General features: G+C 62.3%; 16 protein-coding genes. 15 read left to right on the top strand and 1 reads right to left on the bottom strand.

Annotated features, from left to right (window positions below; genetic code table 11):
- The first annotated feature begins 74 nt into the window (after nt 1–74).
- The 3 genes from GKO32_RS33415 (at nt 75) to GKO32_RS33405 (ending at nt 2,370) form a co-directional block, all read left to right on the top strand.
- The gene (locus GKO32_RS33415) at nt 75–704 is read left to right on the top strand and encodes an ImmA/IrrE family metallo-endopeptidase (protein ID WP_312869006.1); all 630 of its coding nucleotides are present in this window, start codon (nt 75–77) and stop codon (nt 702–704) included.
- A gap of 165 nt (nt 705–869) precedes the next feature.
- Nucleotides 870–1,871: a hypothetical protein gene (locus GKO32_RS33410; RefSeq protein ID WP_154760904.1), complete on the top strand. Its 1,002-nt coding sequence runs from the start codon at nt 870–872 to the stop codon at nt 1,869–1,871.
- A gap of 55 nt (nt 1,872–1,926) precedes the next feature.
- A complete protein-coding gene (locus GKO32_RS33405; RefSeq protein WP_154760903.1) occupies nt 1,927–2,370 on the top strand; it encodes a DUF4259 domain-containing protein in 444 nt (147 codons plus the stop codon).
- 375 nt (nt 2,371–2,745) lie between these two features.
- Here the strand turns inward: GKO32_RS33405 and GKO32_RS39515 are convergent, their stop codons facing one another.
- The gene (locus GKO32_RS39515) at nt 2,746–2,898 is read right to left on the bottom strand and encodes a hypothetical protein (RefSeq protein ID WP_246245107.1); all 153 of its coding nucleotides are present in this window, start codon (nt 2,896–2,898) and stop codon (nt 2,746–2,748) included.
- A gap of 495 nt (nt 2,899–3,393) precedes the next feature.
- Here GKO32_RS39515 and GKO32_RS33395 point away from each other — a divergent pair, with 495 nt between their 5' ends.
- From GKO32_RS33395 to GKO32_RS33340, 12 genes are all read left to right on the top strand, one after another.
- Nucleotides 3,394–3,900 carry a TspO/MBR family protein gene (locus GKO32_RS33395; protein WP_154760902.1) on the top strand — a complete coding sequence of 169 codons (507 nt, stop codon included), beginning with the start codon at nt 3,394–3,396 and terminating at the stop codon, nt 3,898–3,900.
- Between the two features lie 738 nt (nt 3,901–4,638).
- Nucleotides 4,639–4,848: a hypothetical protein gene (locus GKO32_RS33390; RefSeq protein WP_154760901.1), complete on the top strand. Its 210-nt coding sequence runs from the start codon at nt 4,639–4,641 to the stop codon at nt 4,846–4,848.
- Between the two features lie 3 nt (nt 4,849–4,851).
- The gene (locus GKO32_RS33385) at nt 4,852–5,274 is read left to right on the top strand and encodes a type II toxin-antitoxin system VapC family toxin (protein WP_312869005.1); all 423 of its coding nucleotides are present in this window, start codon (nt 4,852–4,854) and stop codon (nt 5,272–5,274) included.
- A 1,813-nt stretch (nt 5,275–7,087) separates the two neighbouring features.
- Entirely contained in the window at nt 7,088–7,966 is an 879-nt protein-coding gene (locus GKO32_RS33380; protein ID WP_208024622.1) for an AAA family ATPase, read from the top strand.
- Nucleotides 7,967–10,171, top strand: coding sequence for a S8 family peptidase (locus GKO32_RS33375; RefSeq protein ID WP_154760900.1), 2,205 nt, complete (start codon nt 7,967–7,969; stop codon nt 10,169–10,171).
- A 314-nt stretch (nt 10,172–10,485) separates the two neighbouring features.
- Nucleotides 10,486–11,682 carry a helix-turn-helix domain-containing protein gene (locus GKO32_RS33370; RefSeq protein ID WP_208024621.1) on the top strand — a complete coding sequence of 399 codons (1,197 nt, stop codon included), beginning with the start codon at nt 10,486–10,488 and terminating at the stop codon, nt 11,680–11,682.
- Between the two features lie 24 nt (nt 11,683–11,706).
- The gene (locus GKO32_RS33365; protein ID WP_312869003.1) at nt 11,707–12,162 is read left to right on the top strand and encodes an NUDIX domain-containing protein; all 456 of its coding nucleotides are present in this window, start codon (nt 11,707–11,709) and stop codon (nt 12,160–12,162) included.
- A 155-nt stretch (nt 12,163–12,317) separates the two neighbouring features.
- A complete protein-coding gene (locus GKO32_RS33360; RefSeq protein WP_154760897.1) occupies nt 12,318–12,761 on the top strand; it encodes a hypothetical protein in 444 nt (147 codons plus the stop codon).
- Between the two features lie 17 nt (nt 12,762–12,778).
- Nucleotides 12,779–13,063 (top strand): winged helix-turn-helix domain-containing protein, encoded by a 285-nt coding sequence (locus tag GKO32_RS33355; RefSeq protein WP_166459806.1) that lies wholly within the window; start codon nt 12,779–12,781, stop codon nt 13,061–13,063.
- Between the two features lie 24 nt (nt 13,064–13,087).
- The gene (locus GKO32_RS40700) at nt 13,088–13,348 is read left to right on the top strand and encodes a GntR family transcriptional regulator (protein ID WP_376766029.1); all 261 of its coding nucleotides are present in this window, start codon (nt 13,088–13,090) and stop codon (nt 13,346–13,348) included.
- 315 nt (nt 13,349–13,663) lie between these two features.
- Nucleotides 13,664–15,199 carry an FtsK/SpoIIIE domain-containing protein gene (locus GKO32_RS33345; protein WP_154760895.1) on the top strand — a complete coding sequence of 512 codons (1,536 nt, stop codon included), beginning with the start codon at nt 13,664–13,666 and terminating at the stop codon, nt 15,197–15,199.
- Nucleotides 15,196–16,803 carry a replication initiator gene (locus GKO32_RS33340; protein ID WP_154760894.1) on the top strand — a complete coding sequence of 536 codons (1,608 nt, stop codon included), beginning with the start codon at nt 15,196–15,198 and terminating at the stop codon, nt 16,801–16,803. The genes GKO32_RS33345 and GKO32_RS33340 overlap by 4 nt, the downstream gene beginning before the upstream one ends.
- The last annotated feature ends 3 nt before the right edge of the window (nt 16,804–16,806 follow it).

Genomic DNA, 16,806 nt, shown 5'->3' with positions numbered 1-16,806 from the left:
GTGCACACTGATCAATTGAGACCCTTGGTGTGATCGTCTTCCCTAAGCAAGAAGCATGATCAACCAAGGGCCTCATCCATGATCATCCGGGTGCCCCGTCATGGCCCCGAACGTTAAAACTCAAGCTCAGGCGCGGTTTCAAAAAGGAAGCCAAAGAGCTCGCTCTGGAGGTACGGCAAGAGCTGGGCACGGCGGTGTTCGCCCCGCTGGACCCGTATGCGCTCGCCAAGCTCTACGGCATCAAGGTCGTCGATCTCACGCAGCCGGGACTGCCCGCGGAGTCGGTGCGGTACCTGACCGAGCTGCGGCCGCACGTGTTCTCCGGGGCGCTGATACCGCTGGATCCCAGCGGCACGGTCATCCTCGAAAACCATGTGCACCACCCGAAACGCCGCCGCGCGACGGTGGCGCACGAGATGGCGCACGTCCTGCTCGAGCACCCATTCGAAATGACGCTCGCCGACGAGCACGGCTGCCGTTCGGCGGTCAGCGAGATCGAAGCGGAGGCCACCGAACTCTCAGGGGAACTGATGATTCCCGCCGACGCCGCCAGGATCGCGGCGTTCAAGGGCTGGTCGGACCAGTCGGTGGCAAACCACTTCCGCGTCAGCGTCCCTCTCGCCCGCTGGCGCATGAATGTCACCGGCGCGCGACGGATCGCCTGCCGCTGGCGGGCCAACGCCGGGCACGCCGTCGCGCGCTGACGTCCGTCCACACGCGACAGTTCGTGACCCAGTAGCACCACCTCACATTCCGTGCTATCGTCCAACCAGCGAAGCGGAGTCTTTGGTAGCCCCGGGACAACCAGCGCACCCCCTGTTGAACTTTTCGCCCAGTCAGTGGCTGGTGCGCGCCCAAAGGACACCTCTATGTCTCGCGAAGTATTGGCCTTCGTGCCTCAGCACACGACGACGAAGTCACGCATCATGGCGATCGTGGACAAGGGCCGAGGTCATGAGATCGATGCCGTGACCACAGTGGACTGGCCACACGAGGCGGTCGCCCTGTGCAATATCCTGAACGCCGCCGAACGAGGACACGAGCAGGTTTCCGGCCTGTGGGCGGCGTTGCCGGCGAGCGCTCGTGCCAGCCTCGCGCAGGCGCGAGACCAGCGGGTCAATGTCGACGACGCACGTTTTGAGCTCGCGACGCTGTTCATCACGCCGCTCACCGTGCCGTCGGTGCCGGAGCCTGATCCCGATATCCCGTGGGCAGAGCTGTTCCCGACCACGGGCTGCCCTGCCGGTGGGTGTGACACGTGTACCGGCTGCCCTGCCCACGCCAAGGCACGCGGCGAAGATACGAGCGTCAACCAATGCGGCCCCGGTGGTTCGTGCAGCTGCGTAACGGCCGAATCCGACGACGAGGAGCCGTGCGCCTGCACGTTCCTGTCGATCGGCCCACGCTGGGCCGCGGCGATTCACCAGTCGCTCGCGGAAGCAGCGTCGATTCTGGTCGAACGCGCCGAGGACCTGATGTGGGGCGTCGAGGGTCCCGCGGTGGGCTTCCCGGGATCCCTTGCGGCACAACCACCAGAGTTTTTCGTGCGGCTGGCACAGACCTGTATCGACCTGTGCAACCGGCTCACCAGCGGACGCCCTCCGATCCCGGACACCCTGGCTGACCTCCTCATGCTCGACGAGGCAGCCCGCTCCTACCTGGACTCGTTCGTCGGGAACAATGGTCTGGACATCGAAGACATCAAGCAGGAGTGGCCCCACCTACCCGAAGCGCCCGGCGACTTCGAGCTGGACGCCTTGTGGATGCTACAAATCGCCGAAGACGAGTGGCTGGAAATCGCCGAGTCCCACAAGATCTTCGACCCGAACTCGATGAACCACATCTTCGACAAACTGCCAGAATCCGCCTGACGCCTTGCCCGAGATGTCCAGGAGGACGTGAGCGGCGACAGGTCGTGGCGAAGAGTTGTGGACCTACCCGGGACGGGAGTCAATGATGGGCGCTTGGGGTATCAGACCTTTCGAGAATGACGACGCCGCTGACTGGGCGAGCGAGCTGGACGACGCTGATGCCGCCAAGCGAGCGGAACTGGTCACGAGCGCGCTCGAGGAAGTCGCCGGCTGCGTGGATTACCTGGAAGCACCGGCCGGATCCGCCGGTATAGCGGCGGCCGCGGTGGTGGCGCAGGTGCGCTCGGGCGGCCGGGCATTCGATTCGGTGTACGCGCCGACGTTCCTGTCGGTTGAAGGCGCCGTCGAGCTGCCTCCAGGCATCGACGAACTCGCCTTGCGGGCCCTGGACCGAGTTATTGCCGGCGACTCCGCATGGCGCGACCTCTGGGAGGAAGCGGACCAGCTCGCGGAGGCGCAAACCGCCATCGAAAACCTGCGGGCCACACTGCGACGATAAGCGCACCGAATCGCAGCCCGGCCACCCGATCTGGCTGTGCCACAAGACCGGCCGAGTCACTCCGTCGTAGTAGCGGCATTCGCCCTGGCCCGCGGCCGCACGGAGAACGAGTGGAACGTCGTCTGGCGTCGATCACGAACGCACACCGGACAAGATCCACCCTAGACAGCAGAAAACCCGCTGTCACCAGTGGATTTCTGTACCGCTGCCCCAACCAGACGTGCGCCGAAGGGATTGAACCCTCACCTTCTGATGTCGTTTCCGTGATCGTCGACGCTTGTCGTTGGTCGTCAATTCCTGCTCACCTGCGTCGATGTTCTCGGCCTTCCCACTGCCGACGACTGCCAGCGCTCGTTATTTGCCATCGATTCTTGGCTATTTCTCGGCAAGCCGGATCTGATGCGGGGAAGGGAACTGGGTAGGGATCCCCTCCGCCGCCCAGTACTCGAGACATGGCAGGCGGCCGTCGTCGACGAACACCACCAGACCGCCGGCAGGTGCCTCCAACACGTCAGCCTCGATGGGCACCCGACTCTTCACCTCGGCCACGGCAACCGCCGGATCCACGCTCAGGTTGATGCTCGGACACCCACACTCGCAGCGGCCTGTAACCCGCACGCTCTGCGCTTGTGCCCGGAGCTCCACCACACCGGGAAAGTCAGCCGTGAGCAGAGCGTCCAGAGCTGCTCGTTCCGATGGCGTTGGCAGCCGGTTCAGTTGTGCAGTGTGCCGCCCAGCGCGACCGCGCCATTCTCGGCGATGTCGACCTGTCTCTCTACGCGGCCAACCGTCGGGCCGTTTGGTCACGCTTGGCGCCCGGCAGAATTCGAACCTGCGACACCCGCTTTAGGGCGGGACAGCAGCCATTGGCTGTCGATGCCCGCCATCGAACTTGCCATCGATTGGCGAGGGTAAAGCGTGGGAGCGCGGGACGCGGTCGGGCAGGGCCCGCTTTGCGGCGTGGACCTTGACGCGGCTCTCGCCGCACTGCCCGAGCACCGAGGTCGCGGTAGCCTTCGAACTATGCAGCGATCCGCGAGCGGACTGGTCTTCGCCGCGGGCTCAGCACTGGTTGCGGCCACGCTCGGCTCGCTCGCCTCGACCCAGGCACCGGACGTATACAAGCGGCTGGACAAGCCGCGCTGGGCGCCGCCGGCGGGGGTGTTCGGGCCAGTCTGGACCGCGCTGTACACCGTCATCGGCGTCGCCGGGTGGCGGCTGTGGACCGGGCAGGCGGGGCGGGCGGCACTGGGCCTGCACACCGGGCAACTCGCGCTGAACGCCGCCTGGCCCACGGCGTTCTTCGCCGCGCGAAACCGCACGCTCTCGCTTGCGGTCATCGCGGCGCTCGACGGCGCGATCGCCGCGGAGATCGTCGCCGCCCGTCGTGACCCGATCACCGCCGGCCTGCTCACCCCGTACCTTGCATGGAGCCTGTTCGCCACCGCCCTCACCGTCGGGGTCAGCGATCCGGCCACCGCTTCACCGCGGGGGACCCGTTGGCGGCATCGGCGGCCGCGGCGGAAGTGAACTGATAGCTGGTCCGTGATTTGGACAGCGATAGCGACCCCTTGACCTTATTCAGACACGCATTGACCAGCACCGGGCCACGAGGTAGGTCCTGACGTTAGTTGGACTTCCTGTCGATCATGGTCCTTTGCCCTGCGTTGCCGGTCTCGTGTTGCACGAATGCGGTACGGCGCGCTAGGGACAGTGCCTCAGTGGCCGGTGTGCTGGGTGCAGATACCGGCGCGAGCGGCTGTTTGTGTTCGGTGCCAGGCACCTGTTCCCGGACCGGCTGCACGAGGTCCCCAGCATCCTGGACGCCCGGCGACTCAAGGCGTTGAAGAAGCGAGACGACGGAGAAGCACCTGCAGCGTGACCAGGCCGACGGACAGTCCGGGCGGGTTGGACATATGTTGGATGCCCTGGAAGCGGACCTTGGTCTTGCACATGTGGCTTGCCCTCTCGGACAGCGAGAAACCCCCTGTCACCAGGGGGTTTCTCGGTCTTGCTGTCTCAACCAGACGTGCGCCCGAAGGGATTCGAACCCCTAACCTTCTGTTCGGAATCCGTGGTTCGCGACGTTTTCCAGCACTACCGGAAAGTGCCCATGACCTGCGCGAACATACCTGGTTGTCGATCACGATTTCAGGCCGTTTTCCGACGTTTTGTATGGGTAACATGTGGTGATGATCTTGGCTACGAGGTTCGCGTAGTAGCCGCAATTGCGGGGTGCCGCAGCACCGTAACTGTAGACTGCTCTACATGAGTAGCCCCGAGCGTGACGAGCTGAAACGCCTGGTGGACGAGCTGCCCGAGGAGCAGGTCCCGCAGGCGCTCGCCGACGTGCGCAGGCACCTTCACCCGGTGCGCGAGCGGACGTGGCCGCCGGCCTTCTTCGGGAGCGTAGAAGGCGACAGCACATCGATCGGCGCGCGTGCCGAGGAACTGTTGAGCGAGGGGTTCGGCCGGTAACTCGTGGTCATCTGTGACACCGGCCCGCTGGTAGCTGCCACGATCCGCCGCGATCCTGACTATCACCGCTGCGTCGAGCTCTTCACGGGCCTTCACCTCGCCAACCGCCCCTTGATCGTCCCGTCCCCCATCATCGCTGAGGTCGGTTACCTCCTCGGCCGCTACGGCAACGCCAAGACCGAGGCGGGGTTCCTGCGCTCGCTCGCTGACGGCTCGTTCGTCCCCACGGAGCTGACGAGCGACGACTACGACCGCATGGCCGAACTGGTCGAGCAGTACGCGGATCTTCCTCTCGGTACGAGCGATGCCGCCGTGATCGCCCTCGCTGAGCGGCTGGACGTGGACGAAGTCGCGACGCTGGACCTGCGGCACTTCACGGTCGTTCGGCCGCGCCACGTCAAGGCGTTCACCCTGCTACCCGAGTAACGGGCGATTCTCAGCTTGGGAACCGTACCCAAGCGCCTGGAAAGTGCCTCTGACCTGCTGTTTTAGGTGTTCCTGAGGTACCGTTATTGACCGTAGTTGACCGGGGCATGTCGTTGGGATATTGCTGGCGCAAGGGCGGCGCCGCGTTGAGGCTGCGGCCTTGAGCTAAGGTGTCGATGTCGTTGTCAGTCTGATCGCTCGGACTTGGCAGCGGGTTGCTGGGTTGAACTCGATTCCCGACGGGTCCCTGTTCTGCCACGCCAGCTTGAGCATGATCACTGTCGGCATTCTGATTTCCGCTGGTCTCGCAGCTGCGACGCGGTCAACGAAGGGCAAGGTGATCAATGTGAAGCTTAGGATGCAAACTCGACATGCCTGGTTGGCGTCCGCGCTATCCGGCTGCTTCGTAGTTTCGAAGCTGACGAACATCGCGGGGTCGGGTTGAGCCCAGCAGCCACGCGCCGGGCTGAGGTGATCTCCTCGCGGCGCGGGTTCATCCCTGCCAGGCCGGGTGGTGCCGGACAAGGGTCTGCCGGAGGCCGCGAAGCGCCCTTGTCCGGTGCCACCCGGTCTGGCTGTCCTTGGGGCGCGCCGCGAGGAGATCTCCGGAACCGCACTTCCCCTGATCTCTGAAGCGGTGTCGGGGTTCGGGGCAGAGCCCCGGCCGCCGGAGGCCTTTTCTAGGCTCTTGCGGGGTCAGGCTGGGAAAAGCCCTGGCACCGCGAGAAGCACTGTGCCTAGGGCGACGAGCAAGAGTCCGTTGATCTGGAGCCGTACGGTCCCTACCGCGATCGATTTGGTCAGTTCGCGGTGCCTCTGGTCCATCTCAGAGAGGTCGCGGCGCGTGCCGCCCAGGGACTGTTGGAGGGCGGTTGTGCGTTCAGCGTGCTTCTTGCGGTCCTCATCCGCTTGGCGCTCGGCGGAGTCGAGCCTTCGTTCTAGCCAATGGAGACGGTTTTCGATCGACATTTCCCCAGGAGGTGGCCCTACGATGGCTACGGCATCGACAGTCATTCCAGCGCGGGCTATGCCTGGTGCGGTGTCAGTTATTGTCACGTCACGGGCTCGTCCAAACATCCTCCGAACCCGGACACGGATGGCGTTCAAAGCCTTCGTCACGGCCGGCCAGACGGGCTCGGTGCCGTGTTCACGTTGCGTCGAGAGGAAGGCAGCGAGCGCGCATCCGGCGCCCCCAAGGGACAGAGCGGTTCCGATCGCTGTGAGCAAGATTCGCCACATGCCGACTAGATCGTCGGCGAGGTCGTAGGTGTTCCAGCCGGAGTACACAGTGTTCACCCGGCCGCCGGCCGGAGCGGAGCGGCAGGCCGAGCGGCCAGCGGCGCGCTTGCGCGCCGCTCTTGATCCATTAGAGCCAAGTTCGGCAGACGGGGATCGCAGGGCCTACCTGGGGACTACCCAGCGCTCGCAGGCCGAAGAGCTCGACTCTTGCCCCAGTGGACGACTTGCCATGCATGTTGACTTCCCGTCGTCCACCCTGTGTAGGATGATCTACGTGGTCAAGCAGGTCGAATCTATGATGGCGGACGAAATTCTTGTTAGTCCGGAGCATGTCGTCCACCTAGCGCGCCTAGCATTAACTGGGCGCAGCCAGGACGTCGAGGTCTACGTCCGTCGGCTAGCACGCACCTACCGCGACCGGAATCCTGGACTCTCGTCAGACCTAGTCGAGATGCTTCGGCGAGCGCCGACCCGTTCCTCCCCTCTGCGAGAAAGGGGGGTAAACACCGCTACTCCCGTAGACTTGGATTCAAGATCCCCCCTTGTACGCCAAGAGTGGCCAGTCGTCGTTCCCGTGGAGCCCGTTTTCAACACATCAGTTAGTGCAGCGCTTGCGCAGGTAGTAGAAGAACGCAAGCAGGCTGACCGTTTGCTTGATGCTGGGCTCAACCCCACACGCACAGCGCTATTTACTGGACCTCCCGGGGTTGGAAAGACTCTTGCGGCACGTTGGATTGCCCGCGAACTAGATTTACCTTTCCTCGTACTAGACTTAAGCACGGTTATAAGTAGCTTCCTGGGCAAAACGGGGAACAATTTGCGTCGCGTTCTCGATTACGCGAAGGGCAGTCCTTGTGTGTTATTGTTGGACGAACTCGACGCGATTGCCAAACGCCGTGATGATCAGATTGAGGTCGGCGAACTTAAACGGCTCGTCACTGTACTTCTTCAAGAAATCGATGATTGGCCAGCTACCAGTGTGCTTTTGGCCGCAACAAATCACTCTGAACTCTTAGACCCTGCCGTGTGGCGACGTTTCGAAGCGCTGATCGAATTCTCAATTCCCGGACTTGACCTTTTGGAAAAGTCCATATCCAAACTGCTGCAAGATGAAAATGTTGATGAAGACCTTATAACCTCGCTCGCGACAGTTCTGCAAGGACATTCATTTAGCGATGTCGAGCGTGACATTGTGTCGATTCGACGTACAAGTCTGGTGAAGAACACCGACATCGGTACCGCACTCGTCGAGCTCATATCCCGCAATGCTCAATATCGCGATTTTGAAACTCGAAAAATTATTGCACGGAGCTTAGTTTTTGAAGGAAAGCTATCACAAAGGAAGGCTAGCGAATTACTGCATGTCAGCAGGGATGTAATTCGAGAATCCATTAAGGAAATGAAGACTTCGGAAGACATGGCAGTCAGGTCAAGCATTGCGAGAGTGATTTAAATGCCTGATGGGACAAATTTCCTCCTCGGGTTTGGCGAACGGTTAACTGAGCCGATCTCCAACATCCCACGCAATCCCGGGGAAAAGGCAAACCCGTACACTCTTGCAGAGGCTCGCCAGCGACTAATACCGCAGATCGAGCGAGTAGCCGAGGACGTTACCCAGTTACCAGCGTTAGCTTGCCCGCGTGACGAGGCGGTAGCGTCGATAACGCTGCACCCAGAATTTCTTGCGAAATCCTACTATCCCGCAGCCCTCCTTGCAGAGCACGGCTTGCGAGCGGTCGGTAGCCGCCCCGCTCAGATTCGACCCGAACAGTGGGCCAAGCAAGAAGAACCCACCCCCTCGGCAACGACGGAAATTTTTGTGGCAGGTAAGCGAGAACTTTTTTCAGCATGGGCGGAAGAACTAATTGATAATGCTGAGATATCGGCCGAAATAGTTCGTCTCGAGCTACTACATGTCCCCACACCTACAGAACGACTTCGCTCTATTCCAGACGATCCGCAAGTGCTTCTGGAAGTCGCCCTTCACGCCAGTGAAGATCGTTCGGCTTCCTATATCATATCCGGATTCGAACAATATCTCGAGGAATTAGGTGCAGATGGTAGTTTCGAAAAGCGAATATATGCTGGTGGCCTTTGCTTTCTTCCTGTCTATGTGCCACGTACCCGCGTCGAAGAAATGGCGCGCTTTTCTTTCTTACGGATAGCTCGTGAAGTTCCGACAATACGCCCAATTGATCCTGAGCCGTTTATGCGAGGGTCTGTTCCTGGGTTTCCGGTAAGGCTTCCCGAGTCTGATCCAGTTGACCCGGAGTTGCGTGTTGCAGTCTTCGACGGCGGCCTCGGTGGTACACGCCTAGACCGATGGGCGTCCGCGATTGACAGCGCGAGCCTCGGTTCGGCACCGCCCGGATTCATCGAGCACGGAACAGCGGTGACTTCCGCGCTTCTCTTCGGAAGCCTGGAACCTGGAGAGGCAGCGCGCCCTTATGCTTATGTCGACCACTATCGAGTTATTGACGAGAAGGCTGCGGACGACCCTATCGAACTCTACGACGTCCTTACAAGAATCCAGCAGGTCCTTTCAACCCGTCGATATCAGTTTTTTAGCCTGAGCATAGGACCAAATCTTCCAATTGAAGATGATGAAGTTCACTCGTGGACTTCGGTCCTGGATGACTACTTGAGCGACGGACATACGCTTGCGACTTTTGCGGTCGGCAACAATGGCGAACAAGACCGAGAATCTAATAACGCACGCGTGCAAGTTCCATCAGATTGCGTAAATGGCCTTGCTGTCGGTGCAATAGACAGGCGGAGTGACGATTGGAACAGGGCATCTTATAGCGCATTAGGCCCAGGGAGGAGCCCTGGTGTCATCAAGCCGGACATCGTCTCGTTTGGCGGCTCTGCCATGCAACCTTTTCACGTCATGGACAACAGCGGGGTCAGCCGACCAGTTTGTGGAACAAGTTTTGCTTCCCCAGCTACCATGCGAATGGCGCTTGGAATCAGGGCTCATCTTGGAGGAAGGCTAGACCCCCTCGCAATCAAGGCGCTGCTCATACACAGCGCGGACCCATGTGGGCATGATCGGACTGAAGTGGGTTGGGGATTGCTCCCGGATAGCCTGGATGACCTAATCGTCTGCGACTCCGGCGAAGTCCGCGTGCTATACCAGGGTGAGCTAACACCGGCGAAATACTTGCGCGCCCGGTTACCGCTACCTTCAACCGAACTCAGTGGAATGGTGACGATTACGGCGACTTTCTGCTTTGCCAGCCCCGTCGACCCCCAAGATCCTGGAAACTACACACGGTCCGGGTTGGACATCTGGTTCCGTCCACATGCCGAAAAATTCGCAAGCGACGATGCGATTCATCCGAAAACGAAGCCTTTCTTCCGCGCGAGCGATTTCGATAAAGAGAAAGATCTCCGAACTGATGCCCATAAATGGGAAACAGTGCTTTCTAAGAGCATGCAAATGCGTGCAAGCAGCCTGAAAGAGCCTGTCTTTGACGTCCATTACAACGCGCGCATGTCTGGGGGCCCGAACACCTCCGCCGAGAAAGTCCGATACGCGCTGGTGATCACCGTGAAGGCCCCACGTAACGAAGATATTTACGATCGAGTGGTCCAAACCTACGCTGGCCAGTTGCAGACGCTTGCACCAGTGATAGAAATTCCTGTCACAAGCTAGCAACGGCCCGGGTCTCTGAACCACGTGGCAGCAGCTTCGTCATCAGGCCAGTACCATGGGTCAACGCTGGCTCCCCGCCGCCGGCCGCTTGGAACAACCACAACAACGCGCCAGCGTGCACCTAATCTGCGGCGTGTGGCCGCTGTACGGAATCCGGAGCGCACCCAGTCAAGGATATGCTCTGGTCAGCGGTGCCCAACCTGATCAACATCGCCGTTCAGCGTCGCGCTCGTCGTCCCTCGACTGGACCAAACCAGAGCTCAGTGCGGGTAGACCACTGCTACCGTGGAGATATGCGGGGTGAGACTGTTCGGTTGACCATCGGGGAGCGCATCTCTTGGTATCGACGTCGCCGGGGCTTGTCTCAGCGTGTGTTGGCGGAGCTGGTCGGTCGTACTGAGGACTGGTTGAACAAGGTCGAGAACAACCGTATTCAGCTCGATCGACTTTCTGTTATCAGCTCGGTGGCCGAGCAACTCGACATAGATCTTGCTGATCTGCTGGCTGAGCGGTCATTTGTAGATTGGGGACCTGATACCGGCGAAAGAACTGTTCCGTCGCTGCGGGCCGCATTGTTGACTTATCGGCAGCTAATTCCGACCGGACGAGCGGCACGGGATCTGCACTCACCCGATGCCCTGTTGGAGCGTGTGACGGCGGTCTGGGATGCTTATCAGTCCTCCCTGTTTGGTTACATGACGGGCATTCTTCCTGGACTGATAGAAGATCTTGTGTACGCGGTCGATCAATACGACGGTGCAGACAAGAGAAGGTGCCAGCGGCTCCTTGCGTTGACTTACCAGGCAAGTACCGGTGTGCTGACGAAAATCGGGGAAACCGATTTGGCGTGTATCGCCGCGCAACGCGGTTACGATCTGGCTGAGCAAGCCGACGAGCCCGTGGTACTCACCTCCTTGATCCGCTCGGTCTGCCATGCGCTGCTGTCGGCCGGAAGGCACTCCGACGCGGTCAGCTTGATCGACAACACACCAGCGACGATCGGCACGCTGGAGTCGACCTCAAGCCGAGCGTTCGTGTCGGTCTACGGCACCATGTACTTGACTGGAGCCATGGCGGCTGCTCGTGCTGACGACCAGGCCATGACTACCGAGTTCCTGCGCCAAGCCGAATTGGCGGCTCAGCAGTTACGACGGGACGACAACCTGCTGTGGAATGCGTTCGGACCGACCAACGTGGCGATTCACCGCGTGGCAACCGCGATGGAGCTTGGCAACGTGCCACTCGCACTTGACCTCGGGCCTCGCGTGGACCCGTCCCCGCTCCCCGTGGAACGGCAGGTGAGGCACCGTTTGGAGGTCGCACGTGCCTACAGCGCTCGCAACCACCGTGACGACGCTCTGCGCTTGATTCTCGATGCCGAGCAAGTTGCTCCAGAACAGGTCCGGCATCACTCATTGAGTCGAGATCTCGTGCTGACCTGGATACGCCGTAACCGTGGGCCTCGTGACGAGCAGCTCGCCTACCTCGCCGAACGGCTCAATGTCGCGTAGCGGTGTATGCCGTACGCTCCGGTCGTGGGTAATGAGCAGGTGGCCATGGCAACGCCTCGGACGGCAGCCGGTGTCATTTTCACCGACGAGCAGGCGCGCATCTTGATGGTGCATACGACGTATAAGGACTACTGGGATGTCCCCGGCGGTTACGTCGAGCCGGGAGAATCACCGCGCGAAGCGGCGCAACGCGAGGTCCGTGAAGAACTCGGGTTGTCGATCGAAGTCGGCAAGCTGCTTGCTGTCGATTGGGCACCTTCCGAAGCCGAAGGCGACAAGCTCCTGTTCCTGTTCGCCGGGCCTCGCCTGCCGCAAGACGTCGCGTTCAAGTTCTCCGACGGGGAGATCGATGAAGCGCGGTACGTCGAGGTCGACGACTTGGCGCAGTACACCATAGAACGGCTCGCCCGCCGTCTCTGGTCGGCGCTGAACAGCGATGTGACCTATCTTGAGCACGGCGAGCCGGTGAGCACTTCCTGACCTGACCGCCAGCACGACTGCTCCGAAGACCCCGGAAGGTTTTTCCGGGGTCTTCTTGCTGTTCGGGTGTCTCCTTGAGTTACACCGCGTCCTACCGGATGCGGGCGCACTGAAAGTGACCACAAAGGACAGTTGGTAGTGAGGAGTTGTGGGTCATGGCGATTCCACGGGGGCACCGGTTTCCGGTCGATTTTGATGAGGCGTTTCCTCAGGGTTTGGTGTTGGTCGGTGAGGTGTCGCCGGACACCGAGTATCAGTCACGGGAGGACCGCGCGGCGGGTCGTCCGACGCGGCAGCGGGTGGATGAGGTGACCGGGCGGCGGCAGTGGAAGGCAACGGTGACCGACCCGTCTGAGCCGAACGCGAAGCGGGCCTCGTTCGAGGTGACCTTCCTGGCCGACGTGCAGCCGGTGCCGACCACCACCGAGGTGTTGCCGGGGATGCGGCCGATCGAGTTGGACGGGCTGACGGCCAAGCCGCGTGTGGCGGGCAGTGGCGAGTTCAAGTATCAGTCCTACGTGTTCCGCACGACCGGGTTCAAGCCTGTTGGTGGCCGGTCGGGCAAGTCGGCCGGCGAGCCTCCGGCGAAGGCCGCGTGAGCGGGGTGGCATCGGTCATGCAGCAGGAGCAGCCTCAGGCGGCGTGGGTGAGGCCGGACGAGGCGAGGCCGGGGTATCTGTACACCTTCGTCGCCGAACACATCGCGGAGCGGATCGAGGCCGGTGATCTGCCGCCGAATGCCGTGTTGCCCAATGAGCAGAGGCTGGCGCGGGAGTACGGCGTGTCGCTAGGCCCCGCACGGCATGCCACCCGGGTGCTGCGTGAGCGCGGTCTGGTGGTGACGATCAGGTCCAAAGGAACCTACATCGCCCCACCTCAGACCACAAAGGACAGTCGCTAGATTCGTTGCCGAGGAGGCGTGGTGATGCCTCCTCCCATAGGCGGTTCCCGGCGCAAGCCTGACGATTACCCGGGATATCCATATGAGTGGATTGCCGATGATATCGAGGCTCGCCTTGTGTCGGGCGATTTGCAGCATTGTTTACGGTTGCCGCTCATTGAGCCCTCGGCTTACGAGTACGGGGTTGCGATCACAACATATCGGCGCGGATTGGAATTGTTGGAGCGCCGCGGGCTGATCGTTGTTGTTCCCGGCCGAGGAGCTTTCGTGATCTCGCCCCAGTAGGACGAGCATTTGAGAAGGAATTAACCGCACGTGGATCGTGTGTCGGTGACACGCGTACTCGTGCGGGACCAAAAATGTAAAGGCGCAGAAGCGGAACCCCTGGCTACCAACCATTTCCGCTTCTGCGCTGTCCACCCGTTGGAGCAGACAAATGGAAACGATAAACGACGACAACCGGTCCCGGTCAAGTGGCCGCGTCCCGGCGCGGTGCGCCGCATGTAAGAAATTCACCCGGTTGGCGCCCGGTGACACCGAATGCGCCGCGTGCGCGGGTCGGCTCCCGCTCCCGATCCCGGCTCGGGCGGGGGAGGCCCGATGAGCGGGCACACCATCGGAGCGTTGTTGCTCGGCGGGGTTGGTCTGGCGGTTGTGGTGTGGGTGCTGCACAAGCTCGGGCGTGCCCTGGCCTCCATCGCAGAAGCCCTCGCCGCTGCGGCGGTGGTGTTTCTGGCCCTGTGGTGGGTTCTGAGGGGCCTGGGCTGGATGGTGAAGGAAATCATCAGCCACCCCCGCACGAGCCTTACGGTGCTGGCGGTGGCCGCGTGGTGCTACTGGATCGGCTGGCAGTCCCTGGCCCTCGGGGCCGCGACCGTGACAGCGGTTTTGCTGATGTGGCGGCGGTGTCACCTGGTGTCGTTCGATCACTGGGCCGGGCGGGTGGTGCGGTCGTGGTGGCAACGCTGGATGGTCTACACCCCCAAGCTGCCCGGCTGGCTGCACGCCTGCGGGCTGAGCGTCAAAGACGACGTAATCCCGGTCGACGTGACCGTGAGCCTGGTGGGACGTAAGAAGATCGTCCGCAAACGAGACCACCAGAGCGTGCAGGTTCCCCGGGTGCGTGCGGTGAAGTCCGGGCCGTCCTGGGATGAAGTCCGCGTCGAGCTCGTGCCGGGGCAGAAACCCGAAGACTTCGACGACGCCGCCCGTGCACTGGCTACGGCACGCAAGGTCAGTCGTTGCCAGGTCAGGGAAATCGCGCCGAACGTGGTGTCGATCGACTTCCAACGCCGCGACCTGCTCGCCGCCCCGGTACCGGTCCCGGCGCTGGGTGAATCGGTCGATGTGCGCCACGCGTGGGCCGGGCGCACCGAGTACGGCCAAGACTGGTACCTACCCCTCCATGGGTCCGGGAGTCACACCCTCACGGCCGGTGCCTCGGGTGCGGGGAAGAACTCGGTCATGTGGTGCCCGCTGGTCTCCATTGCCCCGGCGATCCGCGACGGCCTGGTGCGGGTGTCGGGGATCGACCCGAAAGGTATGGAACTCGCCTACGGGCGCGGGATCTTCCACCGCTACGCCGTCACCCCCAAGGAAGCCCTGGCGCTGCTGGATGACCTCGTCGGCGCAATGGACGCCCGCAAGACGGAGTTCGCCGGCCGGGTCCGCACCGTCCCAGTCTCCACAGAACATCCACTGGAATTGCTGGAATTCGACGAGATCGGCGCTCTCACCCGGTACGTGGATCGCAAGACCCGAGACGCCATCGTGGAAAAGGTCGCCCTGCTCACCACACAGGGGCGGGCGTTGGGGTTCACGGTCCGCGGCTACGTCCAGGAACCGACCAAGGAGACCGTACCGGTACGGGAGCTGTTCCCCCGCCGGATCTGTCTGCGGGTGACCGCGAAGTCCCACGTCGGGATGGTTCTCGGTGACCAAGCCTACGAGCGGGGCGCGTGGGCGAACCGGATTGAGGAATCTGCGGCCGGGGTTGGCTACGTGTGGGGCGAGGGCCTGCGCGAACCGTTGCGGGTGCGTGCCGGGTGGGTGCCCGACGAGATGGTCAAAGCCCTGGAAACCTATGTGGTCAACAAAGACGTGGTCGTGCTGCCTGGTGAGGGGGTCGCGGCATGACCACCGCACCCCGCGCCGAACGCCTCCGGCAACCGCTCTCCACCGAGGTCATTAAGGCCACCGCCGAGAAACACGGCGTCTGTGTCCGGCCGTTCACGATGGAGGTCGGCGACCCCGACACGGGCGAGTTGCGGTATGTGGCCGTGCCGTGTGGGTCCACTGTGGAGAGTGTCTGTGCCCCGTGTGCCAAGAAAGCCAAGGCACTTCGGCAAGCCCAGTGCCGGGAAGGGTGGCACCTGACCGAAGAACCCGACTTCACCCCGGCCCCGCCGAGTGAGGATCAGAAGGAGTTGATGGCGTTCCGGGCAGATCTCGTGCAGGCGTACCGGCATGCGGTGGAGACCGGCGAGGAGGGCCAGGCGGACGAGCTGCGCGAGGAAATCCGCAGTGTCGATGAAGAACTTCGGCAACTCGGGATGCGCGGCCGTCTTCCCTCGCCGGATCTGCCGGGGAAGAAACCTGCCAAGCGGTCGACGAGGCGGAGGCAGGATGCACCGAACCTGCCTCGGAAGAAGGTCGCCAAGACCACCGTGGGAAGGGAGTACGCCGGGAAGTTCCGGCCGTCCATGTTCGTGACGCTGACCTGCGACACATACGGGCGCGTGCGCGACGACGCCACCCCGGTCGATATGGCGACGTATGACTATCGGCGGGCGGCGCGGGATGCGGTGCATTTCTCGTCGCTGGTGGACCGGTGGTGGCAGAACCTTCGCCGCGTCGTCGGATGGGACGTCCAGTACTTCGCCACCGTCGAACCCCAGAAACGGGCCGCCCCGCACCTGCATGCCGCCCTGCGGGGATCGATCCCGCATGACGTGATCCGGCAGGTCACGGAGGCCACTTATCACCAGGTGTGGTGGCCGGAGCATGACGAACTCCGCTACAGCGGGGAGTACCTGCCCGTGTGGGACATGCGAACGAAGTCCTTTGTAGACCCGAAAACACAGAAACCGTTGCGGCCATGGGAGGACGCGATCCAAGACGTCGACGAACCGGCGCACGTGGTGACTTTCGGACGCCAAGTGCACTCCAAGGGAATTCTCGGCGGGACAAACGAGGCCGGGCGGCACATCGGGTACCTGACCAAGTACCTCACCAAATCCACCGGTGAAGTCGTGGAGGCCACAACCGCGAGACAGCGCGAGCACCATGACCGGCTCCACGCCGAGCTGTCGATCACCCCGTGCTCGCCTCGCTGCCCGGTCTGGCTGCTCTACGGGATACAGCCGCTCGGAGCGAACAGCCGGACTACACCGGGGCACTGCAAGGGCCGGGCGCATCGGCGGACGACGCTCGGGCTCCCGGGACGGCGGGTCCTGGTGTCACGCAAGTGGTCCGGCAAGACACTCGCGGACCACAAGGCCGATCGCAAGGCGTTCGTACGGGACATGCTCGCCGGAGTCGGCATCGAGAAGCCAGAACGCGATACCTCACGGCTGATCTGGCGCAAAGTCCAACCCGGCGACCGGAACGCACCACCACGCGCGCACCTACTCATGCGGGCCATCGCAGAACGGATCACCTGGAAAGCCGAGTACGACAGAGCACTACTCGCCGCCAGACCACCAGACCCAGAAACTTCGGCAATTCAGCAAGCAGCCTGAGGG

Origin of the sequence: Amycolatopsis pithecellobii, from assembly GCF_009707865.1 — a bacterium.
Classification (GTDB): domain Bacteria; phylum Actinomycetota; class Actinomycetes; order Mycobacteriales; family Pseudonocardiaceae; genus Amycolatopsis_E; species Amycolatopsis_E pithecellobii.
The sequence above is the reverse complement of the archived record's forward strand: the minus strand, read 5'-3'. Positions and strand labels throughout refer to the sequence as shown.